The sequence below is a fragment of the Nesterenkonia sp. K-15-9-6 genome, assembly GCF_052656005.1.
On sequence record NZ_JBQYEY010000010.1, the window covers coordinates 26,689 to 44,041 of the forward strand.

The following is a 17,353-nucleotide window of genomic DNA, read 5'->3' on the forward strand; positions in this document are numbered from 1 at the left end:
TCCTGTGGACCGCGCCCGCCTCCCCCGACGCATCCGTCTCTCCGCCTCCGGGACCGTGGCAGAGCTCCGCCAGGACGAGCTCACCGAGGCCGGGGTCATGCTCACCATCGACGGCGTGGAGCAGTCCCATGTGGAGACCGACGACCCAGGGTGGCTGCTCCACGACTACACGCTGCGCATCGCCGCCGTCCTGGACGCGCTGGCGGGGTGGTCGGCGGAGCGGCCCTGGTCCGTGCTGCATCTCGGCGCCGGCGCCCTGACCCTGCCTCGATGGGTGGAGCACCGCGCCGGGCAGCGCCGGCTGCCGCCCCCTGAGCAGACCGTGCTGGACTTCGAGCCCGAGCTGATGGACTTCGTGCTCAAGCATCTGCCCATGCGCACCCGCCCCCGCACCGTGGTCGCCGACGCCGCGGCGGCCCTGGCCGACGGCGGGGAGCTCGAGGGCGAGCGTCACGACGCCGTCGTCGTCGATCTCTTCAACGGCGCCCACGCTCCGGACCAGCTCACCTCGGCGACGTTCTGCGCCCACGTGGCTCGCACCGTGGACGATGACGGGGTGCTGGTGATGAACCTCGGCGACGACCCGGGGCTGCACTTCGCCCGGCCCCTGATCCGGCGGATCCTCCACGCAGCCGCAGGCGCGGACCCCTCCCGGCTGCTGGTCACCGCCCCGGCCGACGTGCTCGCCGGCGCGACGGCGGGGAACCTGGTGGTCGCCGCCCTCGGGGAGCCGGTGCCCACCCGGGCCGCCGAAGCCGTATGGGCGGCCGGCCCCCATCCGGGGGACGTCCTCACCGGAGACGAACTGCGGCAATGGCTCGGCCTCTGACCGACGCCGAAGCCCCTGACGGGCGAAGCCGCCGCTGAGATCATCTGGCGGAGAGGCGCACGCTCAGGCCGGCTCCGCGAACCAGAGCCGCGTGGTGCCGTACGCACGATCTTGGAACCGTTCCAGTCCAGCGGGCCACTGCGGCTCCGGACTGCGGGACTCCCGCTCCACCACCACGGTGGCCGCCGGATGCAGCTGCGGCACCGCGGCGGCGAGCACCTCGGCGAGCTGCTGCTCGGTGAAGGCATAGGGCGGATCCAGGAACAGCAGCTCGATCGGTTCGCCCTCCCGGCGGCGAAGATGGCGCAGCGCCTCGGACTTCTGGACGGTGACCGCCCCGGCGTCGAACAGGGCCGCGTTGCGTCGCAGGGTCCGCAGCGCCGGCTCGGCCCGATCCACCAGCTCCGCGCGACGGGCACCACGACTCAGCGCCTCCAGTCCCAGTGCCCCGGAGCCGGCGAACAGGTCCACCACGACGGCGTCGCCGATCGCGTCATAGCCCTCCAGCCGGGAGAACAGCGATTCCTTGACCCGGTCGCTGGTGGGACGCGTCCCCTCCCCCGGAACGGCCGCCAGACGACGTCCCTTATGCGTGCCCGCGATGATCCGCGCCACGGCGGTCCTCCTTCTCGGTGGGTCTCCGGTTCCCTGTCGTCTCCGGCGTCGTCTCCGGCGCCTCAGCCGCGTTCGATATAGGCGTCGGCGCCGTCGCTGCGCGCGATCCAGGAGTCGATCGCCTCCCGCAGCTGCGGATGGCCCTCCCATCCAGGGTCGTTCGCGGTGAGCGCCTGGACATGGTCGGCGGCCGAGCTGATGATCCCCTCGTCGCGCACGATGCGCAGCAGCTTCAGCGTGGAGCTCCGTCCCGCCTGCGAGGCCCCGAGCACATCGCCCTCCCGACGGCGCTGCAGATCCAGCCGGGCCAGCTGCATGCCGTCGCTGTGCGCGGCCACCTCCTCCAGACGCTCCAGAGACGGGTGGCCGTCCGGCAGCCGGGTGACCAGCAGGCACAGCCCCTGGGCGGAGCCTCGTCCGATCCGGCCCCGCAGCTGGTGGAGGGTGGAGATGCCGAAGGCGTCGGCGTCGAGCACCGCCATCACCGTGGCGTTGGGGACGTCGACCCCGACCTCGATGACCGTGGTGGAGAGCAGCACGTCGATCTCGCCGCGTTCGAAGGCCGTCATCACCTCCTCCTTCTCGGAGGAGTCCATCCGGCCATGCAGGCTCGCCAGTCGCAGCCGGCCGATCAGCGGATGCTCCGCCAGCCGGTCCGCCAGCAGCTCGACGGAGGCGTCCTGTTCGATCTGCACACCGGTGGCCGGGTCCTCACGCTGGTCCGACTCGGAGATCTTGGGACAGACCACGTAGGCCTGATGTCCGGCGGCCACCTCCTCGGCGATCCGCTCCCAGACTCTGCCGATGATCCGAGGCCCCTGGGTCATCCGCGCCACATGGGTGCGGATCGGCTGGCGGCCGGCCGGGAGGCCGGCCAGCATCGTCAGCTCCAGATCGCCGAAGACCGTCATCGCCACCGAGCGGGGAATGGGGGTCGCCGACATCACGAGCATATGGGGGGTCACCGGGTACCGGTGCCGCAGGGCGTCCCGCTGCTCCACGCCGAACCGGTGCTGCTCGTCGACGACGACGAGGCCGAGGTGCGCGAACTGCACCTTCTCCCCCAGCAGAGCATGGGTCCCCACCACGATGCCGGCCCTGCCGGAGGCGATGTCCAACAGCGCCTGTTTCCGCTCCGCCGTGCTCATCGACCCCGTCAGCAGGGTCACGGTGACCGCCGGCGCGTCGTCAGGGGCGTCCCAGGCCGAGAGCAGATCCGTGCCCGCCAAAGCTCCGAGCATGCCCCGCAAGGACCTTTCGTGCTGGGCCGCCAGCACCTCGGTGGGCGCCACCAGTGCCGCCTGGGCGCCGGCGTCGACCACCTGCAGCATGGCTCGCAGCGCCACCAACGTCTTTCCCGAGCCGACCTCGCCCTGCAGGAGCCTGTTCATCGGCGCCGCACCGGAGAGGTCCTCGGCGATCAGCTCCCCGCAGCGGCGCTGGCCCTCGGTGAGGGTGAACGGCAGGGCGGCGTCGAACACGCCGAGCAGGCCGTCCTCCCGGCGTGGGGCGGGACGCCCGACCCCGGAGCCGGCGAGCACTCTGCGCCTGGCGAGCAGAGCCTGCAGCAGGAACGCCTCCTGGAAGCGAAGTCGCTTCAGCCCTTCGGCGGGGTCCTCCAGACGAGCGGGCCGATGGATCAGCAGATACGCCGTCGCCAGTCCGCGCAGGCCCTCACTCTCGGACACCTCCGTGGGGACCGGATCCGGCCAGGCGTCGAGATCCACCATGTCCAGGACGAGACGAACACACCGGTAGATCTCCCAACTGGAGACCTTCGCCGTGGCCGGATACAGAGGCACCGGCGTCGACTGCCCCTCGCCGGGCAGCGGAACGCCCGCCGGACCACGGGAGTCAGCTCCCGGTCCGACGTCCCCGTCCTCGGGGAGCACCGAGTAGTCGGGATTGTTCAGCGTGAGGCGCCCGCCGTAGCTGCCCACCTTCCCGTGGAACATCGCCCGGGCGCCCGAGGTCAGGTCACGGAAGGCCTGATGCCCCTGGAAGAACGCCATCTGGAGCCGGACGCCGTCGTCGTCCTCCACCACGACCTCCACGAGGAACCCACGACGCCGCTGCATGCGACGCTTCGAGGCGCTCACCACCCGCGCGACGAACGTGACGTGTTCGTCCTCGCGGAGCTCCGCCAGAGAGGAGAGCTGCCCGTGCTCGACCCACCGACGCGGGATGTGGTTGAGCAGGTCCTCGGCGGTGTGCAGGCTCAGCTCCCGCTCCAGGGTCCGCGCCGAGGCGTCGCCCAGCAGTCGATCCAGCGGGGTCTCCGGGCCCTGGACGGATCCGTGAGCCGTCATGCGCCGAGCTCCGTGAGGGTCAGGGCCTCGACCGAGCCGGCCGATCGGATGGCCTCGGAGGTCGGTCCGCGCCGTGCGGTGTGGACGTGGATGCGCCATCGGTACGCGCCGGCGGCATCCGCTTCGACGTCCACCGGGGTGATGATCACCGAGTCCCCCAGCTCGTCCAGACGGTGGCGCAGAGAGGCCGCCCCCAGCGGGTCGAGCCGGACCGTGGCCATGATCTCCACCAGCGGAGGACCCGGTGCTTCCCTCGCCGGCGCGGCAGGGCCGACGCTCCGTCCGTGGAGGTCGCCCTCGGGAGTTCGCGCGCCGCCCGCAGCGGGTGCACCGGGCAGGCCCGGAAGACCGTCGAGCAGGTCGTCGTCGAGCTCCTCGCCGCACACGGTCGCGCGCAGGGCGTCCAGGATGAGCAGCAGTCCGGTGCCTCCGGCGTCGACGACGCCCGCCCGGCGCAGCACGTCCAGTTCGTCGACGGTGGCGGCCACGGCGGTCCTGCCGGCCGCGATCGCCTCACGGAGGCTCCCCTCCAGGGCGGCGCGGCTCTCCAGCTCCGCAGCACCGGCGAGACCGGCTCGGACCCGCTCGGAGACGGCATCGATCACGGAGAGCATGGTGCCTGCCACCGGTTCGGACAGAGCGGTCCAGGCCCGCAGGCTCCCTCGTTCCAGGGCGTCGGCCAGGCCCGGCACGGTGAGCCGCTCATGCCCGTGCAGCGGCTCCGCGATGCCGGAGAGCAGGACCGCCAGCAGGGTCCCGGAATTGCCGTGGGCCTCGACCATCGCCGTCGATCCTGCCGTCGCCAGCAGCGCCCCCAGGTCATCCTCCCGGGATGCCTCCACCGCGGCGCGACACGTCCGCATGGCCGCAAGCATGTTCGCTCCGGTGTCCGAGTCCGGCACTGGGAAGACGTTGAGCCGGTCCAGCTGTCCGCGGCGGGACTCCAGGGTCTGTTCGGCGAGCTGGAACCATGCCAGCACCGCCTGCCGACCTCTGACCTTTCCTCTCATGGCCCTCCTCCGGTCCTGCCGACCCCACCACCCCGGTTGTCGGACTCCGCCTCGCGGCGGTGCCCTCAGAGGTCGTTGTCGTCCACGTACTCCTGCAGCGTGCCGTCGCTGAGCGCCTCGGAGATCTCCGAGATCGCCTGGGTGTCCTGGTTCCAGATCCACTGGCCGTCCGCCGATCGGCCCGAGTCCCCGGTGGGGAGGGTGAACAGCTGGATGTCGCTGACCGCGCCGCGCACCTGCCAGCCCAGGGAGGCCACCGTCGAGGAGTCGAGGGTCTCATCCACCACCAGGTGGGGTGCGAAAGTCTCCACCATGTCCTGCACCTGCCCCGGATTGGTGAGGTTCGACGGGGAGACCGACTCCTGGATCACGGCGCGGATGAAGGCCTGCTGGTTGCGCACGCGCTGGAGATCGCCGTCAGGGAACGTCGCGCGGTGGCGGACGAAGGACAGCGCCTGCTCAGAGTCCATGTGCTGGACCCCGGGCTCGAAGGTGTAGCCCTCACCGGTGGTGAAGGACTCCGGGTAGCTGGAGTTGACGTCGACGCCGCCGAGGGCGTCCACCAGGCCGATGAAGCCGAGCATGTCCACCGACGCGATGTGATCGATCCGCGCGTCGAAGAGGCCCTCCAGGGTCTGGACGGTCAGCGAGATCCCACCGAGCGCCAGCGGAGCGTTGACCTTGTGCCAGCCGTGGCCCGGCACCTCCACCCACAGATCACGCGGGATCGACATGACCTGCACGCTGTCCCGGTCCGCCGGGATGTGCACCAGCATCATCGTGTCCGAGCGTCCGCCCTGCGGCACACGGGGCAGGTCCTCCGACTCGCCGGAGCCTCCATGGTCGTCGGAGCCGATGAGCAGGATGTTGATGGACTCGTCGTCCTCGTCCTTCTCCGGACGGTCCGCCTCATCGGGGAAGGTCTCCTCGTCCCCGAACGTCTGGACGTTCTCCTCGTAGCTGCGAGAGAGCGAGTTCAGGTACAGCAGCGAAGCGACCAGGGCACCCGCCACCAGCACCACCAGGGACCCCAGCACGATGCCGATGGTGAGCCGGCTGCGCCGCTTCCTGCGCCGGCGCGACTCTTCGACGGTCTCTTCTGCCATGTGTTCTCCTCAGCTGAGCGCGCCCATGCCCCCGGACGGCGGGCTATGCCCCCACACGGCGTCCGGCGGTCGACGTGCAACGGATGGGTCGACGTCGTTCCAGGATATGCCAGAACTGTGACAGGCCATGACAGCGGCGCTGCATCCTCAGTCCGCAGTCCTCCGCTAGCGTGTCCTCCATGAGCTCCGCCTCGTCCCCAGCAACGTTCCGCGCATCATCCCGTGCCTCACTGCGTGCTCGGCCGGGAACCGGTTCGTACACCGGACCGTCCGCCCCGGCTCGGAGCTGGATGCGTCCTTGGTCAGCGTCGCCCGCCGGGCGACGGAAGACGGTGATGCTGCTCGCCCCTGCCGCGCTGGTGCTGAGCTCGTGCGCCCCCGGAGGCGCCGCCACCGTGGAGCCCGCCCCCTACGCCTCCGACCCGGTCTGTGCGGAGGTCATGCTCGCGCTGCCGGAGACCATCGACGGGCACCACCAGCGGGAGACCAACTCCCAGGGGACCTCGGTCTGGGGCGACCCGAGCCGCGTGGTGGCGAGATGCGGCGTCGAGCCGCCCGGACCGAGTCCGGAGCACTGCGTGACCGCCGACGGCGTCGACTGGCTCGCCGTCGAGGAGGAAGGGTCGGACTGGCGACTGGTCAGCTACGGCCGGGAGCCCGCGGTGGAGGTCCTTCTCGACGTCGACGAGATCCCGTCCTCCACCGTCATGCTGGCCCTGGCCGGGGCCGTGGAGCGGGTGGAGCAGACGCGCGGGTGCACGTCCACCGAGCAGGAGATCGAGGGCACCGAGGATTCGGACGCGGTGACCGAGGACTCGGCCGACTCCGACCATGCGGAGTCCCATCACTGACCCTGACGCTCGGGCGCGGCGGCCTCTCCGCCGTCCCGGCCGGGGCAGCCCAGGCCGGATCAGCGCAGGCCGGGTCAGCGCAGGCCGACGGGCCGCTGCAGGGCCAGCGTGATGAGCTCGGCGATGAGCTCCGGGTACTGGATCCCGGTGGCGTGCCACATCTGCGGATACATGCTGATCGGCGTGAACCCCGGCATGGTGTTGATCTCGTTGATCACGACGTCGCCGTCGTCGGTGTAGAAGAAGTCCACCCGCGAAATCCCCTCAGCGTCCACCGCCTCGAAGGCGACGACCGCCTGACGCCGGATCTCCTCGGCCGCCTCGACAGGCAGGTCGGCAGGACAGCTGAGGTCGGCGGCCGCAGCATCCGTGTATTTGGCCGTGAAGTCATAGAACTGGTGGGACTCGCCGCCGTCGTGGACCACGATCTCCCCCAGCTGGGAAGCCCGGGGCGGCTGACCGTCATGGCCGTCCAGCACGCCGCATTCGATCTCGCGGCCCGAGATCCCCTGTTCCACGACGACCTTCGGGTCATGCTTCTGGGCCAGGGCGACGGCCTCCTCCAACTGCTCCCAGGCATCGACCCGGGTGATCCCCACCGAGGACCCGGCCCGAGCGGGCTTGACGAACACCGGAAGATTCAGGCCGCGCACCCGTTGGAGGGCTGCCCCCGGGTCTCGGCGCCACTGGCGGGCCGTCAGCGTCTCATAGGGCCCCACCGTCAGCCCGGCGGCCTCGAAGGCCAGCTTCATGAAGTGCTTGTCCATTCCGACGGCGGAGGCGAGCACCCCAGCTCCCACATAGGGCACGCCGACCGACTCGAGCAGCCCCTGCACCGTGCCGTCCTCGCCGAAGGGGCCGTGCAGCAGCGGCAGCACGACGTCCACCGGACCCAGGGAGGACGTCTTCCCCGCCGGACCGACCTCCAGGAGCTCGCACCGACGTTCCCCGGTGCCGTTGGAGGCGCCGTGCAGGGCCACGGTGGACTCGGTGGGCAGCACCCGGGGCAGCTCGCCGTCGGCGAAGGTGTGGGTGCGGGGGTCCACCGCCGGACGGGTCCACTGCCCGTTCGAGGTGATCCCGACAGGCACGACGTCGAACCGCTCCCCGTCGACGGCCTTCAGCACTCCGGCGGCCGTCACACAGGAGACGGCATGCTCCGAGGACTGCCCGCCGTAGAGGACCAGCACGCGCGGACGGGCGCTCGAGCCCTGGGAAGCCACCCGCAGTCCGTCATCGACGGTGGTGCGCGGCGCTGTGCTCTCGGACATGGAAGGAGTCACTTCCCTTCGGGTTTGAGGTCTCGGGCGAGCAGGAGGGTGGCGATCCGGTCCACAGCCAGGGATCCGTCCAGGACTGCTACGACGGCCTCGGAGATCGGCATCTCCACACCGTGGCGGCGGGCCAGATCGACCACCGCCGATCCGGACTTCATGCCCTCGGCGGTCTGTGTCAGCTCGGCGGTCACCTCATCCGCGGACAGGCCGTCTCCCAGCAGACGCCCCGCGGTCCGGTTCCGGGACAGCGGAGAGGCGCAGGTCGCCACCAGGTCCCCCAGCCCTGCGAGGCCGGAGAAGGTCTCCAGACGACCGCCGAGCACGGTCGCCAGACGGGTCGTCTCGGCGAGGCCGCGGGTGATCACGGATGCCTTGGAGTTGTCTCCGAGCCGTTGTCCGTCGCAGATCCCCACGGCCAGGGCGATCACGTTCTTCACGATGCCGGCGATCTCCACGCCCACGACGTCAGTGTTCGTGTAGGGCCGGAAGTAGGGATTGTTGCACAGCGCGGCGACACGTTCGGCGACGGCGGCGTCCTCACAGGCGACGACCGACGCGGTGGGCTCCTGGCGGGCGATCTCCATGGCGAGGTTCGGGCCGGAGACGACGGCGACACGATCGGCCCCGACGCCGAGTTCCTCGATGATGACCTCGGACATGCGCATGTCCGAGCCTCGCTCGAGCCCCTTGATCAGGGACACCAGCACGGCACGCTCACCCAACGCCGCACCGACGGCGGCCAGGTGCGACCGCAGCGACTGCGCCGGGACCGCCAGCACCACGACCTCGGCACCGGTGACGGCCTCGGCGACGTCGGTGGTCGCGCGGATGCCCGGAGGCAGGACGATGTCCCCCAGGTAGGTGGAGTTCGTCCGTCGCTCGGTGATCTCACGGGCGATCTCCTCGCGGCGAGCCCACAGCACGATCTCCGCAGGGGCCCCCGAGGCCACGGCGGCGTCGCCGAGGACCTTGGCGAAGGTGGTCCCCCAGCTGCCGGCGCCGAGCACGGCGATGCGTGCGGCCCCGGGCGCTCCCTCAGGAGCCCCGGTGGACGGTCTGACGCTCTGTGCGCTCATGGATCACGACTCCTCGATCTGACGGCGCGGAACACGCTGGCGCAGGGCACGGTCCCAGATGAGCTCAGGGGGCTCCTCACCGCGCAGCTCAGCCACGCCGGCCGTGAGCGCATCTTCGATGCGCTCCGTGGCCCGGGCCAGCGCCGTGCGGGTCATGGGGCCCTCCCGGAGGTCCGAGAGGTCGACCTCGTCACCGACGAGCAGCCGATAGCGCGGACGGGGCAGCACCGTGGGCACGCGGCCGTAGGGCGCCAGGAGGTCCTGGACGCCCCAGTGGGTGATCGGCACCACCGGCGCTCCGGTGGTCAGCGCGAGACGCGCCGCCCCGGTCTTCGCACGCATGGGCCACAGCTGCGGATCCCGCGTCAGCGTGCCCTCGGGATAGATGATGATGGCCCCGCCCTGAGCGATGACCTCACCCGCCACGGCCAGCGACGACTGGGCGTCCCGCTGGTCACGGGCCACCGGGATCTGCTGGAGCCGACGCAGCAGGGTCCCCAGCGCCGGAGCCCGGAACAGGGCGTCCTTCGCCAGGAAGTGCGGCGTGCTCCCGGAGCTGTAGACCGCGTGGGCCACGGCCAGCGGGTCGATCTCGGTGACGTGGTTGGCCACCACGATGTACCCCTGCCGGGGCAGCCGGTCGAGCCCGTCCCACTGCTTGCCGATCACGAGGTTCAGGGCAGGGCGCACGACGGCGGCGGCGGTGCGGAAGCCCAGCGAGGGCGCGTCGTCTCGTCGGGAAGTCACAGACAGAAGCCTACCGAGGCTCAGCGCTCAGTCATCTCGACGTCGGCGCCGAGTCCTGCGATCTTGTCGATGAACCGCTCATAGCCGCGATTGATGATCTCGATCCCGGTGACCCGGGAGGTGCCCTGAGCTGCCAGCGCGGCGATGAGGTGGGAGAAGCCGCCGCGCAGGTCCGGCACGTCGATGTCGGTGCCCTTCAGCTCCGACGGCCCGGAGATCACAGCGGAGTGGAGGAAGTTGCGCTGGCCGAAGCGGCAGGGATTGGACCCGAGGCACTCACGGTGCAGCTGGATGGAGGCCCCCATGCGCTTGAGCGCCTCGGTGAAGCCGAAGCGGTTCTCATAGACCGTCTCATGGACGATGGACACGCCGTGGGCCTGAGTGAGGGCCACGACCATGGGCTGCTGCCAGTCGGTCATGAAGCCCGGGTGCACGTCGGTCTCCAGCACCAAGGGCTTGAGCGGCTCGCCGGCATGCCAGAACCGGATCCCGTCGTCGTCGACCTCGAACTCGCCGCCGATCTTCCGATAGGTGTTCAGGAAGGCGGTCAGGTCCCGCTGGGCCGCTCCGCGCACGTAGATGTCACCACGGGTCACCAGCGCCGCCGACGCCCAGGACGCCGACTCGTTGCGGTCCGGGATGGCCCGATGCTTGAAGCCGCTGAGTCGGTCCACACCTTCGATCCGGATGGTGCGATCGGTGTTCACGGAGATGATCGCGCCCATCTGCTGCAGGATGGCGATCAGATCGTGGATCTCCGGCTCGACCGCCGCGTTCTTCAGCTCCGTGATGCCTTCGGCCATGACGGCCGTGAGCAGCACCTGCTCCGTGGCCCCCACGGACGGGTAGGGCAGGTCGAGCTTGGCACCCTTGAGGCCCTTCGGAGCGGTGATGTGGATGCCCGTGACCTGCTTGTCCACCACGGCGCCGAAGTTGCGCAGCACCTCGAGGTGGTAGTCGATGGGACGGTCTCCGATGCGGCACCCGCCGAGATCGGGGATGAACGCCTCACCGTTCTTGTGCATCAGCGGACCGCAGAACAGGATCGGGATCCGCGAGTCTCCGGCGTGGGTGTCGATCTCCGAGTGCTCGGCGTTGCGCATCCGGCGCGGGTCCAGAGTGAGGTCCCCCGTCTCCGGGTCGACGTCGACGGTCACGCCGTGGATGGTCAGCAGATTCTTGACGATCTCGACGTCCTTGATCTCCGGGACGTTCCGGAGCTCCGAGGGTTCGCTGCCGAGCAGAGAGGCGACCATGGCCTTCGGGACGAGGTTCTTCGCGCCGCGGACGCGGACGCTGCCCTCGAGGGGCTTTCCACCCTGGATGGTGAGCAGTTTGGCCATAGTGACTCGACGGTCCCTTCGTGAAGCACAGGAGATGTAGCCATGCCACTGTATCCAACCCGGACGCCTCCCCCGGACAATTCCGCCGTGGGGGAAGGCAACGATTCCATGACGGACCGGATGTCCAGCTCGCACTCAGCAGATCCCCAGGATGACGGCGATCCGCGTCACACCCGCAGCCGTCTCAGATCCTGGCCGGCAGCGTCTTCGGCTTCCACTCGGGCCGGGTGGCCTCGAACTGCTCGATGTCCTCCGCCCGGGTGAGGGTCAGGGAGATGTCGTCAAGCCCCTCCATGAGGCGCCAGCGCGTGTAGTCGTCGATCTCGAAGCTCGCCTCGACCGAGCCGCAGCGCACGGTGCGGGCCTCCAGATCGACCTGCACCTCGGCGCCGGGCTCCTTCTCGAGCTCCTTCCAGATGAGTTCGACGTCGGGCTGGGCCACCTGAGCGGTGACCAGCCCCTGCTTGCCCGAGTTGCCGCGGAAGATGTCGGCGAAGCGGGAGGCGACGACCACCCGGAAGCCGTAGTCCTTCAGCGCCCAGACGGCGTGCTCCCGGGAAGAGCCGGTGCCGAAGTCGGGGCCGGCCACCAGCACCGTGCCCTGGGCGTAGGCCGGCTGGTTCAGGACGAACTCCGGATCCTTGCGCCAGGACGAGAACAGAGCGTCCTCGAATCCGGTGCGGGTGATCCTCTTCAGGTACACCGCCGGGATGATCTGGTCGGTGTCGACGTTGGAGGCGCGCAGCGGCACGCCGACGCCGGTGTGTCGAATGATGGGTTCCATAGCTATGTCAGCTCCTCGTCGGGGCACGCCGGTCAGGCCGGCTGGGGCTCGGTGGACAGGACGTCCGACGGCGCAGAGAGCGTGCCGCGGACCGCCGTGGCCGCCGCCACGACCGGAGACACCAGGTGCGTGCGACCACCTTTGCCCTGGCGCCCTTCGAAGTTGCGGTTCGACGTGGAGGCGCACCGCTCCCCCGGCTGCAGCTGGTCCGGGTTCATGCCCAGGCACATCGAGCACCCGGCGAAGCGCCACTCGGCCCCGAACTCCTTGAACACCTGGTCCAGCCCCTCGGCCTCAGCCTGCAGACGGACCCTCTGGGAGCCGGGGACCACGATCATGCGCACCTGAGGGTCCTTCTCCCGACCGCGGATGATCCCCGCGGCCGCCCGCAGGTCCTCCATCCGCGAGTTGGTGCAGGATCCCAGGAACACGGTGTCCACCCGGATGTCCCGCATCGGCGTACCCGGGGCGAGGTCCATGTACTTCAGGGCCCGCTCGGCGGACTCCCGGTCCACGGGGTCGTCGAAGTCCTCCGGAGCCGGCACCGTGTCGGAGAGGCTCACGCCCTGGCCCGGGTTGGTGCCCCAGGTGACGAAGGGCTCGAGCGCATCGGCGTCGATCACGACCTCGGCGTCGAACTCTGCGCCGGCGTCGGTGCGCAGCGCACGCCAGTTCTCGACGGCCGCGTCCCAGTCCGCGCCCTGCGGCGCGTGGGGACGTCCCTTGATGTAGTCGAAAGTGGTCTCATCGGGGGCGATCATGCCGGCTCTGGCGCCGGCCTCGATCGACATGTTGCAGATGGTCATCCGGGCGTCCATCGAGAGCTGTTCGATCGCCGAGCCGCGGTATTCGAGCACATAGCCCTGGCCGCCTCCGGTGCCGATCTTGGCGATGACCGCCAGGATGATGTCCTTGGAGCTGACTCCCGGCTTCAGCGTGCCCTCCACTGTGATCGCCATGGTCTTGAACGGCTTGAGCGACAGCGTCTGGGTGGCCAGCACATGCTCGACCTCGGAGGTCCCGATGCCCATGGCCAGAGCTCCGAACGCTCCGTGGGTGGAGGTGTGGGAGTCTCCGCACACCACGGTCATCCCGGGCTGGGTGAGTCCGAGCTGCGGGCCCACGACGTGGACGATGCCCTGGTCGTCATCGCCCAGCGAATGCAGCCGGATGCCGAACTCCTCGGCGTTCGCACGCAGCGTGTCGACCTGCTTGCGGCTGATCGGGTCGGCGATCGGCTTGTCGATCTCCAGGGTCGGGGTGTTGTGGTCCTCGGTGGCGATCGTGAGATCAGGCCGGCGCACGGGCCGGTCGGCCAGCCGCAGCCCTTCGAAGGCCTGCGGCGACGTCACCTCGTGGACGAGGTGCAGGTCGATGTAGAGCAGGTCCGGCGTGCGCTGCCCGCCCTTCTCCTCACCGGGCACGACGACGTGCTCGCGCCACACCTTCTCCGCCATCGTCAGCGGCTTGTCCGCCATGGGGTCCTCCTGAAATCGGCCTTATACCACTACAGAAGCACCGATGCCAGATGGTATCCAGACCTGCAGGCCCGGGTCTCACTATCTGAACACGCCCGGTCGGCAGAGAGGAGTGTGCGCGTCCCGTGCCCTCCCCGACAGCGACACGAGGTCTCACTATCTGAGATTTCCGGGCTTTTCGCAGTATGATGTCGACCATGTCCAGCCCTCGATCCGGCGCTCCCCGATCCGGCGCCTCCCGACCGACCGGCCCCGCCTCCGCCCGGGCCGGGGCTTCGCCGAGCACCCCGCCGCGCACGAGGCCCACCGAGCCTCCCCTGGATCCGCCGCGGCCGCTGCACACTCCGTCCGGGATCGGCGTCGTGGACAAGTCCGTGATGATCCTCGACGCCCTGGAGGCCGGACCGGCGTCCCTGGCGCAGCTCGTGGAGTGCACCGGGCTGGCGCGTCCCACCGTGCACCGACTCGCCTCCGCGCTGATCCACCACCGCTTCCTCAGCCGCGACGTGCGGGGACGCTACGTGATCGGATCCCGCCTGGCGGAGCTGGCCTCCGCCGCAGGAGACGACCGACTCGTCTCGGCGGCCGGCCCCATCCTGCTCAAGCTGCGGGACGCCACCGGAGAGAGCTCGCAGCTCTATCGCCGCCAGGGCGACGCCCGCGTCTGCGTGGCCTCGGCGGAGCGGCCCATCGGCCTGCGCGACTCCATCCCCGTGGGGACCCAGCTCTCCATGAAGGCCGGCTCCGCCGCGCAGGTCCTGCTGGCCTGGGAGGACCATGAGCGCCTCGTCGAGGGGCTGCAGGGCGCCCGGTTCACCCCCACGGTGCTGGCCGGCGTCCGGCGGCGCGGCTGGGGCGAGTCCCTGGGCGAACGGGAGCCCGGAGTGGCATCGGTCTCCGCCCCCGTCCGTGGCCCTTCCGGACGCGTGATCGCCGCAGTGTCCATCTCCGGCCCGATCGAGCGGCTGACCAGGCAGCCGGGCCGCCAGCACGCCGAGGTGGTGGTCCAGGCCGCCCACCAGCTGACCGAGCTGGTGAGGAAGAACCCGGACGCTGCCGAGCACGGGCTGGGGGAGGATCTCGGACGGCACTGACCGGGCTCCGAGCCGTCACAGACAGGCCGCAGACAGGGCCGTCCCTCACTGCCGGTCACCTCCCACCTATGATGGGTCCGTGATCAAGAACATCAGTGTCATCGGTACCGGATATCTGGGCGCCACGCACGCCGCCTGCATGGCGGAGCTGGGCTTCGACGTCGTCGGCGTCGACGTCGACCCGGAGAAGATCGAACATCTCTCCCGCGGAGACCTGCCCTTCCACGAGCCCGGCCTGCCCGAGCTCATCCGCCGCCACGTCGACTCCGGCCGGCTGCGCTTCACGACTGACCTGGAGGCCGTCGGCGGATGGGCGGACGTCCATTTCATCGCCGTCGGGACCCCGCAGCAGGCCGGCGGCACCGGGGCCGACCTGACCTACGTGGACACCGCCGCGGTCTCCCTGGCTCAGGCCATCACCAAGGACTCCCTCATCGTCGGCAAGTCCACCGTGCCGGTGGGCACCGCGCGTCGGCTCAGCAGCCTCATCGCCGAGGAGTCCCGCGACGACGTCTCCGTCTCGCTGGCATGGAACCCCGAGTTCCTGCGCGAGGGCTTCGCTGTGGAGGACACCCTCCGCCCCGACCGGCTGGTGGTCGGCGTCGGTTCCGAGGCCGACGAGGCCGTGCTGCGCGAGGTCTACGCCGAGGCGCTCGGCCGTGAGACCCCCTGGGTCAGCACCGACTTCGAGACCGCGGAACTGGTCAAGGTCGCCGCGAACGCGTTCCTGGCCACCAAGATCTCCTTCATCAACGCCTTCTCCGAGGTGACCGAGACCGTGGGCGGCGACATCCGCACCTTGGCGGACGCCATCGGCCATGACACCCGCATCGGCCGCAAGTTCCTCAACGCCGGCGTCGGATTCGGCGGCGGCTGCCTCCCCAAGGACATCCGAGCCCTGCAGACCCGTGTCTCCGAGCTCGGCCTGGACCACACGATGACCTTCCTCAACGAGATGGACCAGATCAACCTGCGTCGCCGCGAGCGCGTGGTCACCCTCTCCGAACAGATCCTCGGCGACCTCGCCGGGCGGCGCATCGCCGTGCTCGGCGTGACGTTCAAGCCGCTCTCCGACGACGTGCGGGACTCCCCCGGTCTGGATGTGGCCAACCGCCTGTTCAACGCCGGCGCCGACGTGTTCGTCTACGACCCGGAGGGCAACGCGAACGCCGCGAAGCGCTTCCCCCGGCTCGGATACGTCGACTCGCTGGCCGAGGCGGCCCGGGACGCCGACCTCGTGGTGCTCACCACCGAGTGGAACGAGTTCAAGGCCCTCACGCCCGCGGATCTGGAGGACGTGGTGGCTGCCAGGAACTTCCTGGACGCGCGCCACGTGCTGGACGCGGGCCAGTGGGAGTCCGCCGGATGGACCTTCGCCCAGCTGGGCCGGATGTTCCCGCAGGACTGAGACCCAGCCATGACTGGGTCCGGCCACGGCTGAGGGCCAGCCCGGACGGCGCCGTTCGGACCACGGGCGGCCCAGGACGCCAGCGGATCAGGACTCGTGCAGGGAGTCCCAGCCCTCGTCCACAAGACGCTCGACGGTGCCCCCGGTGATCACGCCGGGGGCACCGTCGTGTCTGCGCACCTCGCCGATGCGGCGGAACCCCGCGGGCAGCGGGGACCCACCTGGGAAGGTGGCCAGCAGCGCGTAGTCCTCGCCGCCGTGGAGCACGAGCCGCAGGGCCGTCATCGCGACCTCCGAGAGGGCCCCCGACGACGGCGCAGGGTGGGCCTCCTGCGTCTCAGGGACCTCCTGGACATCCTGACCCGTTCGGGGCCGCAGACGGTCGGCGATCCCCTCCAGAGCGGCGGCCTGCTCCCGCAGCGCATGGGTGTCGAGCAGCAGGGCGACGTCGGAGGCCCGGGCCAGCCGGGCCGCGTCGCGCAGCAGCCCGTCCGAGACGTCCATGCCGGCGGTGGCGCCGGCGGCGGTCGCCCGCGGTCCCGCGGTGAGGTCCGGGGCCGGGCAGGTCTGAGCGCTCAGGCAGGCCTCCAGCATCCCGTCGCCGAGCCCCTCCGTCGGCTCGGGAGCCTGCAGCCCGGACTCCAGCAGGCGCAGGCCGGCCGCCGCATGCCCCAGTGCTCCGCAGACGGCGAGCTGGTCTCCCGGACGGGCGCCGTCGCGCAGCAGGCTCGTGGCACCAGCAGGACGCCCCAACGCGGTGATGGTCACGGACACCGTCTCCCCCGAGCCCAGGTCCCCGCCCGCGATCAGGCATCCCGCCGCACCGGCGACCGAGGCTGCCTCAGAGATGCCCTCCATGACGCCGACCGCCCAGGACACGGCGGTGCTCGGGGGCAGCGTCAGACTGACCAGCAGAGCCGTCGGCCGCGCCCCCATGCCACTGAGGTCCGAGAGGTTCTGGGCGGCGGCCTTGACACCGACGCTCCGCGCCTCCTGCGCAGGGTCGGACCACCAGCGGTGCCGGAAGTCCTGGCCCTCGCTCATGGTGTCCGTAGTGGCCACCAGCCGATGGTCCGCGAGCTGCAGGACCGCGGCGTCGTCACCCGGTCCCACCGGCATCGGTCCGGCGGCGGCGTCTCCGGCGGCCCGGCTCTGCGTGGCGGCCTCGGCGCGGAGAGCCTCACGGTTGTGGGCGTCGATGACCTCGCGCAAGGCGGACAGCACGCGGTCCTCACCCAGCTGCCCGACGGTGTCAGCATCAGTGTCAGCATCAGTGTGAGCATCGGTGTGAGCCCCGGCGTCAGATCTCAGCGGCACCGGGGCCGGATGGACGGAGCCGTCGGCGGAGAGGGCCGAGTCCTGTCGGCGCAGGTCAGACATGTCTCCATGATCCCATGCAGACCCGGGCACCCCTCCCCCGGTCCTT

At 70.5% G+C, this 17,353-nt stretch carries 15 protein-coding genes; 4 read left to right on the plus strand and 11 right to left on the minus strand.

What is annotated here, in order from left to right; genetic code table 11:
* Positions 1-4 precede the first annotated feature (4 nt).
* Positions 5-829 (plus strand): spermidine synthase, encoded by an 825-nt coding sequence (locus SD455_RS07970; RefSeq protein ID WP_445507770.1) that lies wholly within the window; start codon positions 5-7, stop codon positions 827-829.
* 63 nt (positions 830-892) lie between these two features.
* On the opposite strand, the gene rsmD is transcribed toward SD455_RS07970, so the two are convergent.
* From rsmD to SD455_RS07990, 4 genes are all read right to left on the minus strand, one after another.
* A complete protein-coding gene (gene rsmD, locus SD455_RS07975; protein ID WP_311023995.1) occupies positions 893-1,444 on the minus strand; it encodes a 16S rRNA (guanine(966)-N(2))-methyltransferase RsmD in 552 nt (183 codons plus the stop codon).
* Between the two features lie 62 nt (positions 1,445-1,506).
* Positions 1,507-3,753: an ATP-dependent DNA helicase RecG gene (locus tag SD455_RS07980; RefSeq protein WP_445507771.1), complete on the minus strand. Its 2,247-nt coding sequence runs from the start codon at positions 3,751-3,753 to the stop codon at positions 1,507-1,509.
* Positions 3,750-4,763, minus strand: coding sequence for a DAK2 domain-containing protein (locus tag SD455_RS07985; RefSeq protein ID WP_445507772.1), 1,014 nt, complete (start codon positions 4,761-4,763; stop codon positions 3,750-3,752). The genes SD455_RS07980 and SD455_RS07985 overlap by 4 nt, the downstream gene beginning before the upstream one ends.
* Positions 4,764-4,828: 65 nt before the next feature.
* Positions 4,829-5,869 carry an LCP family protein gene (locus SD455_RS07990; RefSeq protein WP_445507773.1) on the minus strand — a complete coding sequence of 347 codons (1,041 nt, stop codon included), beginning with the start codon at positions 5,867-5,869 and terminating at the stop codon, positions 4,829-4,831.
* 335 nt (positions 5,870-6,204) lie between these two features.
* Between SD455_RS07990 and SD455_RS07995 the strand changes: the two genes are divergently transcribed.
* A complete protein-coding gene (locus tag SD455_RS07995) occupies positions 6,205-6,720 on the plus strand; it encodes a DUF3515 domain-containing protein (RefSeq protein ID WP_344685402.1) in 516 nt (171 codons plus the stop codon).
* A 74-nt stretch (positions 6,721-6,794) separates the two neighbouring features.
* Here the strand turns inward: SD455_RS07995 and SD455_RS08000 are convergent, their stop codons facing one another.
* From SD455_RS08000 to leuC, 6 genes are all read right to left on the minus strand, one after another.
* Positions 6,795-7,991, minus strand: coding sequence for a D-alanine--D-alanine ligase family protein (locus tag SD455_RS08000; protein ID WP_344685400.1), 1,197 nt, complete (start codon positions 7,989-7,991; stop codon positions 6,795-6,797).
* Between the two features lie 8 nt (positions 7,992-7,999).
* Positions 8,000-9,073 carry an NAD(P)H-dependent glycerol-3-phosphate dehydrogenase gene (locus SD455_RS08005; RefSeq protein ID WP_311023991.1) on the minus strand — a complete coding sequence of 358 codons (1,074 nt, stop codon included), beginning with the start codon at positions 9,071-9,073 and terminating at the stop codon, positions 8,000-8,002.
* A gap of 3 nt (positions 9,074-9,076) precedes the next feature.
* A complete protein-coding gene (locus tag SD455_RS08010) occupies positions 9,077-9,820 on the minus strand; it encodes a lysophospholipid acyltransferase family protein (protein ID WP_445507774.1) in 744 nt (247 codons plus the stop codon).
* Between the two features lie 20 nt (positions 9,821-9,840).
* Entirely contained in the window at positions 9,841-11,163 is a 1,323-nt protein-coding gene (gene murA, locus SD455_RS08015; RefSeq protein ID WP_070161024.1) for a UDP-N-acetylglucosamine 1-carboxyvinyltransferase, read from the minus strand.
* Between the two features lie 184 nt (positions 11,164-11,347).
* Positions 11,348-11,947, minus strand: coding sequence for a 3-isopropylmalate dehydratase small subunit (gene leuD / locus SD455_RS08020; protein WP_070161023.1), 600 nt, complete (start codon positions 11,945-11,947; stop codon positions 11,348-11,350).
* A 32-nt stretch (positions 11,948-11,979) separates the two neighbouring features.
* Positions 11,980-13,425, minus strand: a complete 1,446-nt coding sequence (gene leuC / locus SD455_RS08025) for a 3-isopropylmalate dehydratase large subunit (protein WP_070161021.1) — start codon at positions 13,423-13,425, stop codon at positions 11,980-11,982.
* A gap of 197 nt (positions 13,426-13,622) precedes the next feature.
* On the opposite strand from leuC, the gene SD455_RS08030 reads away from it, so the two are divergent.
* Positions 13,623-14,519, plus strand: coding sequence for an IclR family transcriptional regulator (locus SD455_RS08030; protein WP_396954320.1), 897 nt, complete (start codon positions 13,623-13,625; stop codon positions 14,517-14,519).
* A 79-nt stretch (positions 14,520-14,598) separates the two neighbouring features.
* Positions 14,599-15,927, plus strand: a complete 1,329-nt coding sequence (locus tag SD455_RS08035; protein WP_083277605.1) for a UDP-glucose dehydrogenase family protein — start codon at positions 14,599-14,601, stop codon at positions 15,925-15,927.
* Between the two features lie 87 nt (positions 15,928-16,014).
* Here SD455_RS08035 and SD455_RS08040 read toward each other — a convergent pair whose 3' ends face one another.
* Complete coding sequence (locus SD455_RS08040; protein WP_445507775.1) at positions 16,015-17,307, minus strand: thiamine-phosphate kinase; 1,293 nt, start codon at positions 17,305-17,307, stop codon at positions 16,015-16,017.
* Between the last annotated feature and the right edge of the window lie 46 nt (positions 17,308-17,353).

Bases quoted from the DNA above. Each gene is read 5' to 3' on its own strand.
- SD455_RS07980 (WP_445507771.1), bottom strand. From the start codon at position 3,753: ATGACGGCTCACGGATCCGTCCAGGGCCCGGAGACCCCGCTGGATCGA.
- SD455_RS07985 (WP_445507772.1), bottom strand. From the start codon at position 4,763: ATGAGAGGAAAGGTCAGAGGTCGGCAGGCGGTGCTGGCATGGTTCCAG.
- SD455_RS07990 (WP_445507773.1), bottom strand. From the start codon at position 5,869: ATGGCAGAAGAGACCGTCGAAGAGTCGCGCCGGCGCAGGAAGCGGCGC.
- SD455_RS07995 (WP_344685402.1), top strand. From the start codon at position 6,205: ATGCTGCTCGCCCCTGCCGCGCTGGTGCTGAGCTCGTGCGCCCCCGGA.
- SD455_RS08000 (WP_344685400.1), bottom strand. From the start codon at position 7,991: ATGTCCGAGAGCACAGCGCCGCGCACCACCGTCGATGACGGACTGCGG.
- SD455_RS08005 (WP_311023991.1), bottom strand. From the start codon at position 9,073: ATGAGCGCACAGAGCGTCAGACCGTCCACCGGGGCTCCTGAGGGAGCG.
- murA (WP_070161024.1), bottom strand. From the start codon at position 11,163: ATGGCCAAACTGCTCACCATCCAGGGTGGAAAGCCCCTCGAGGGCAGC.
- leuD (WP_070161023.1), bottom strand. From the start codon at position 11,947: ATGGAACCCATCATTCGACACACCGGCGTCGGCGTGCCGCTGCGCGCC.
- leuC (WP_070161021.1), bottom strand. From the start codon at position 13,425: ATGGCGGACAAGCCGCTGACGATGGCGGAGAAGGTGTGGCGCGAGCAC.
- SD455_RS08030 (WP_396954320.1), top strand. From the start codon at position 13,623: ATGTCCAGCCCTCGATCCGGCGCTCCCCGATCCGGCGCCTCCCGACCG.
- SD455_RS08040 (WP_445507775.1), bottom strand. From the start codon at position 17,307: ATGTCTGACCTGCGCCGACAGGACTCGGCCCTCTCCGCCGACGGCTCC.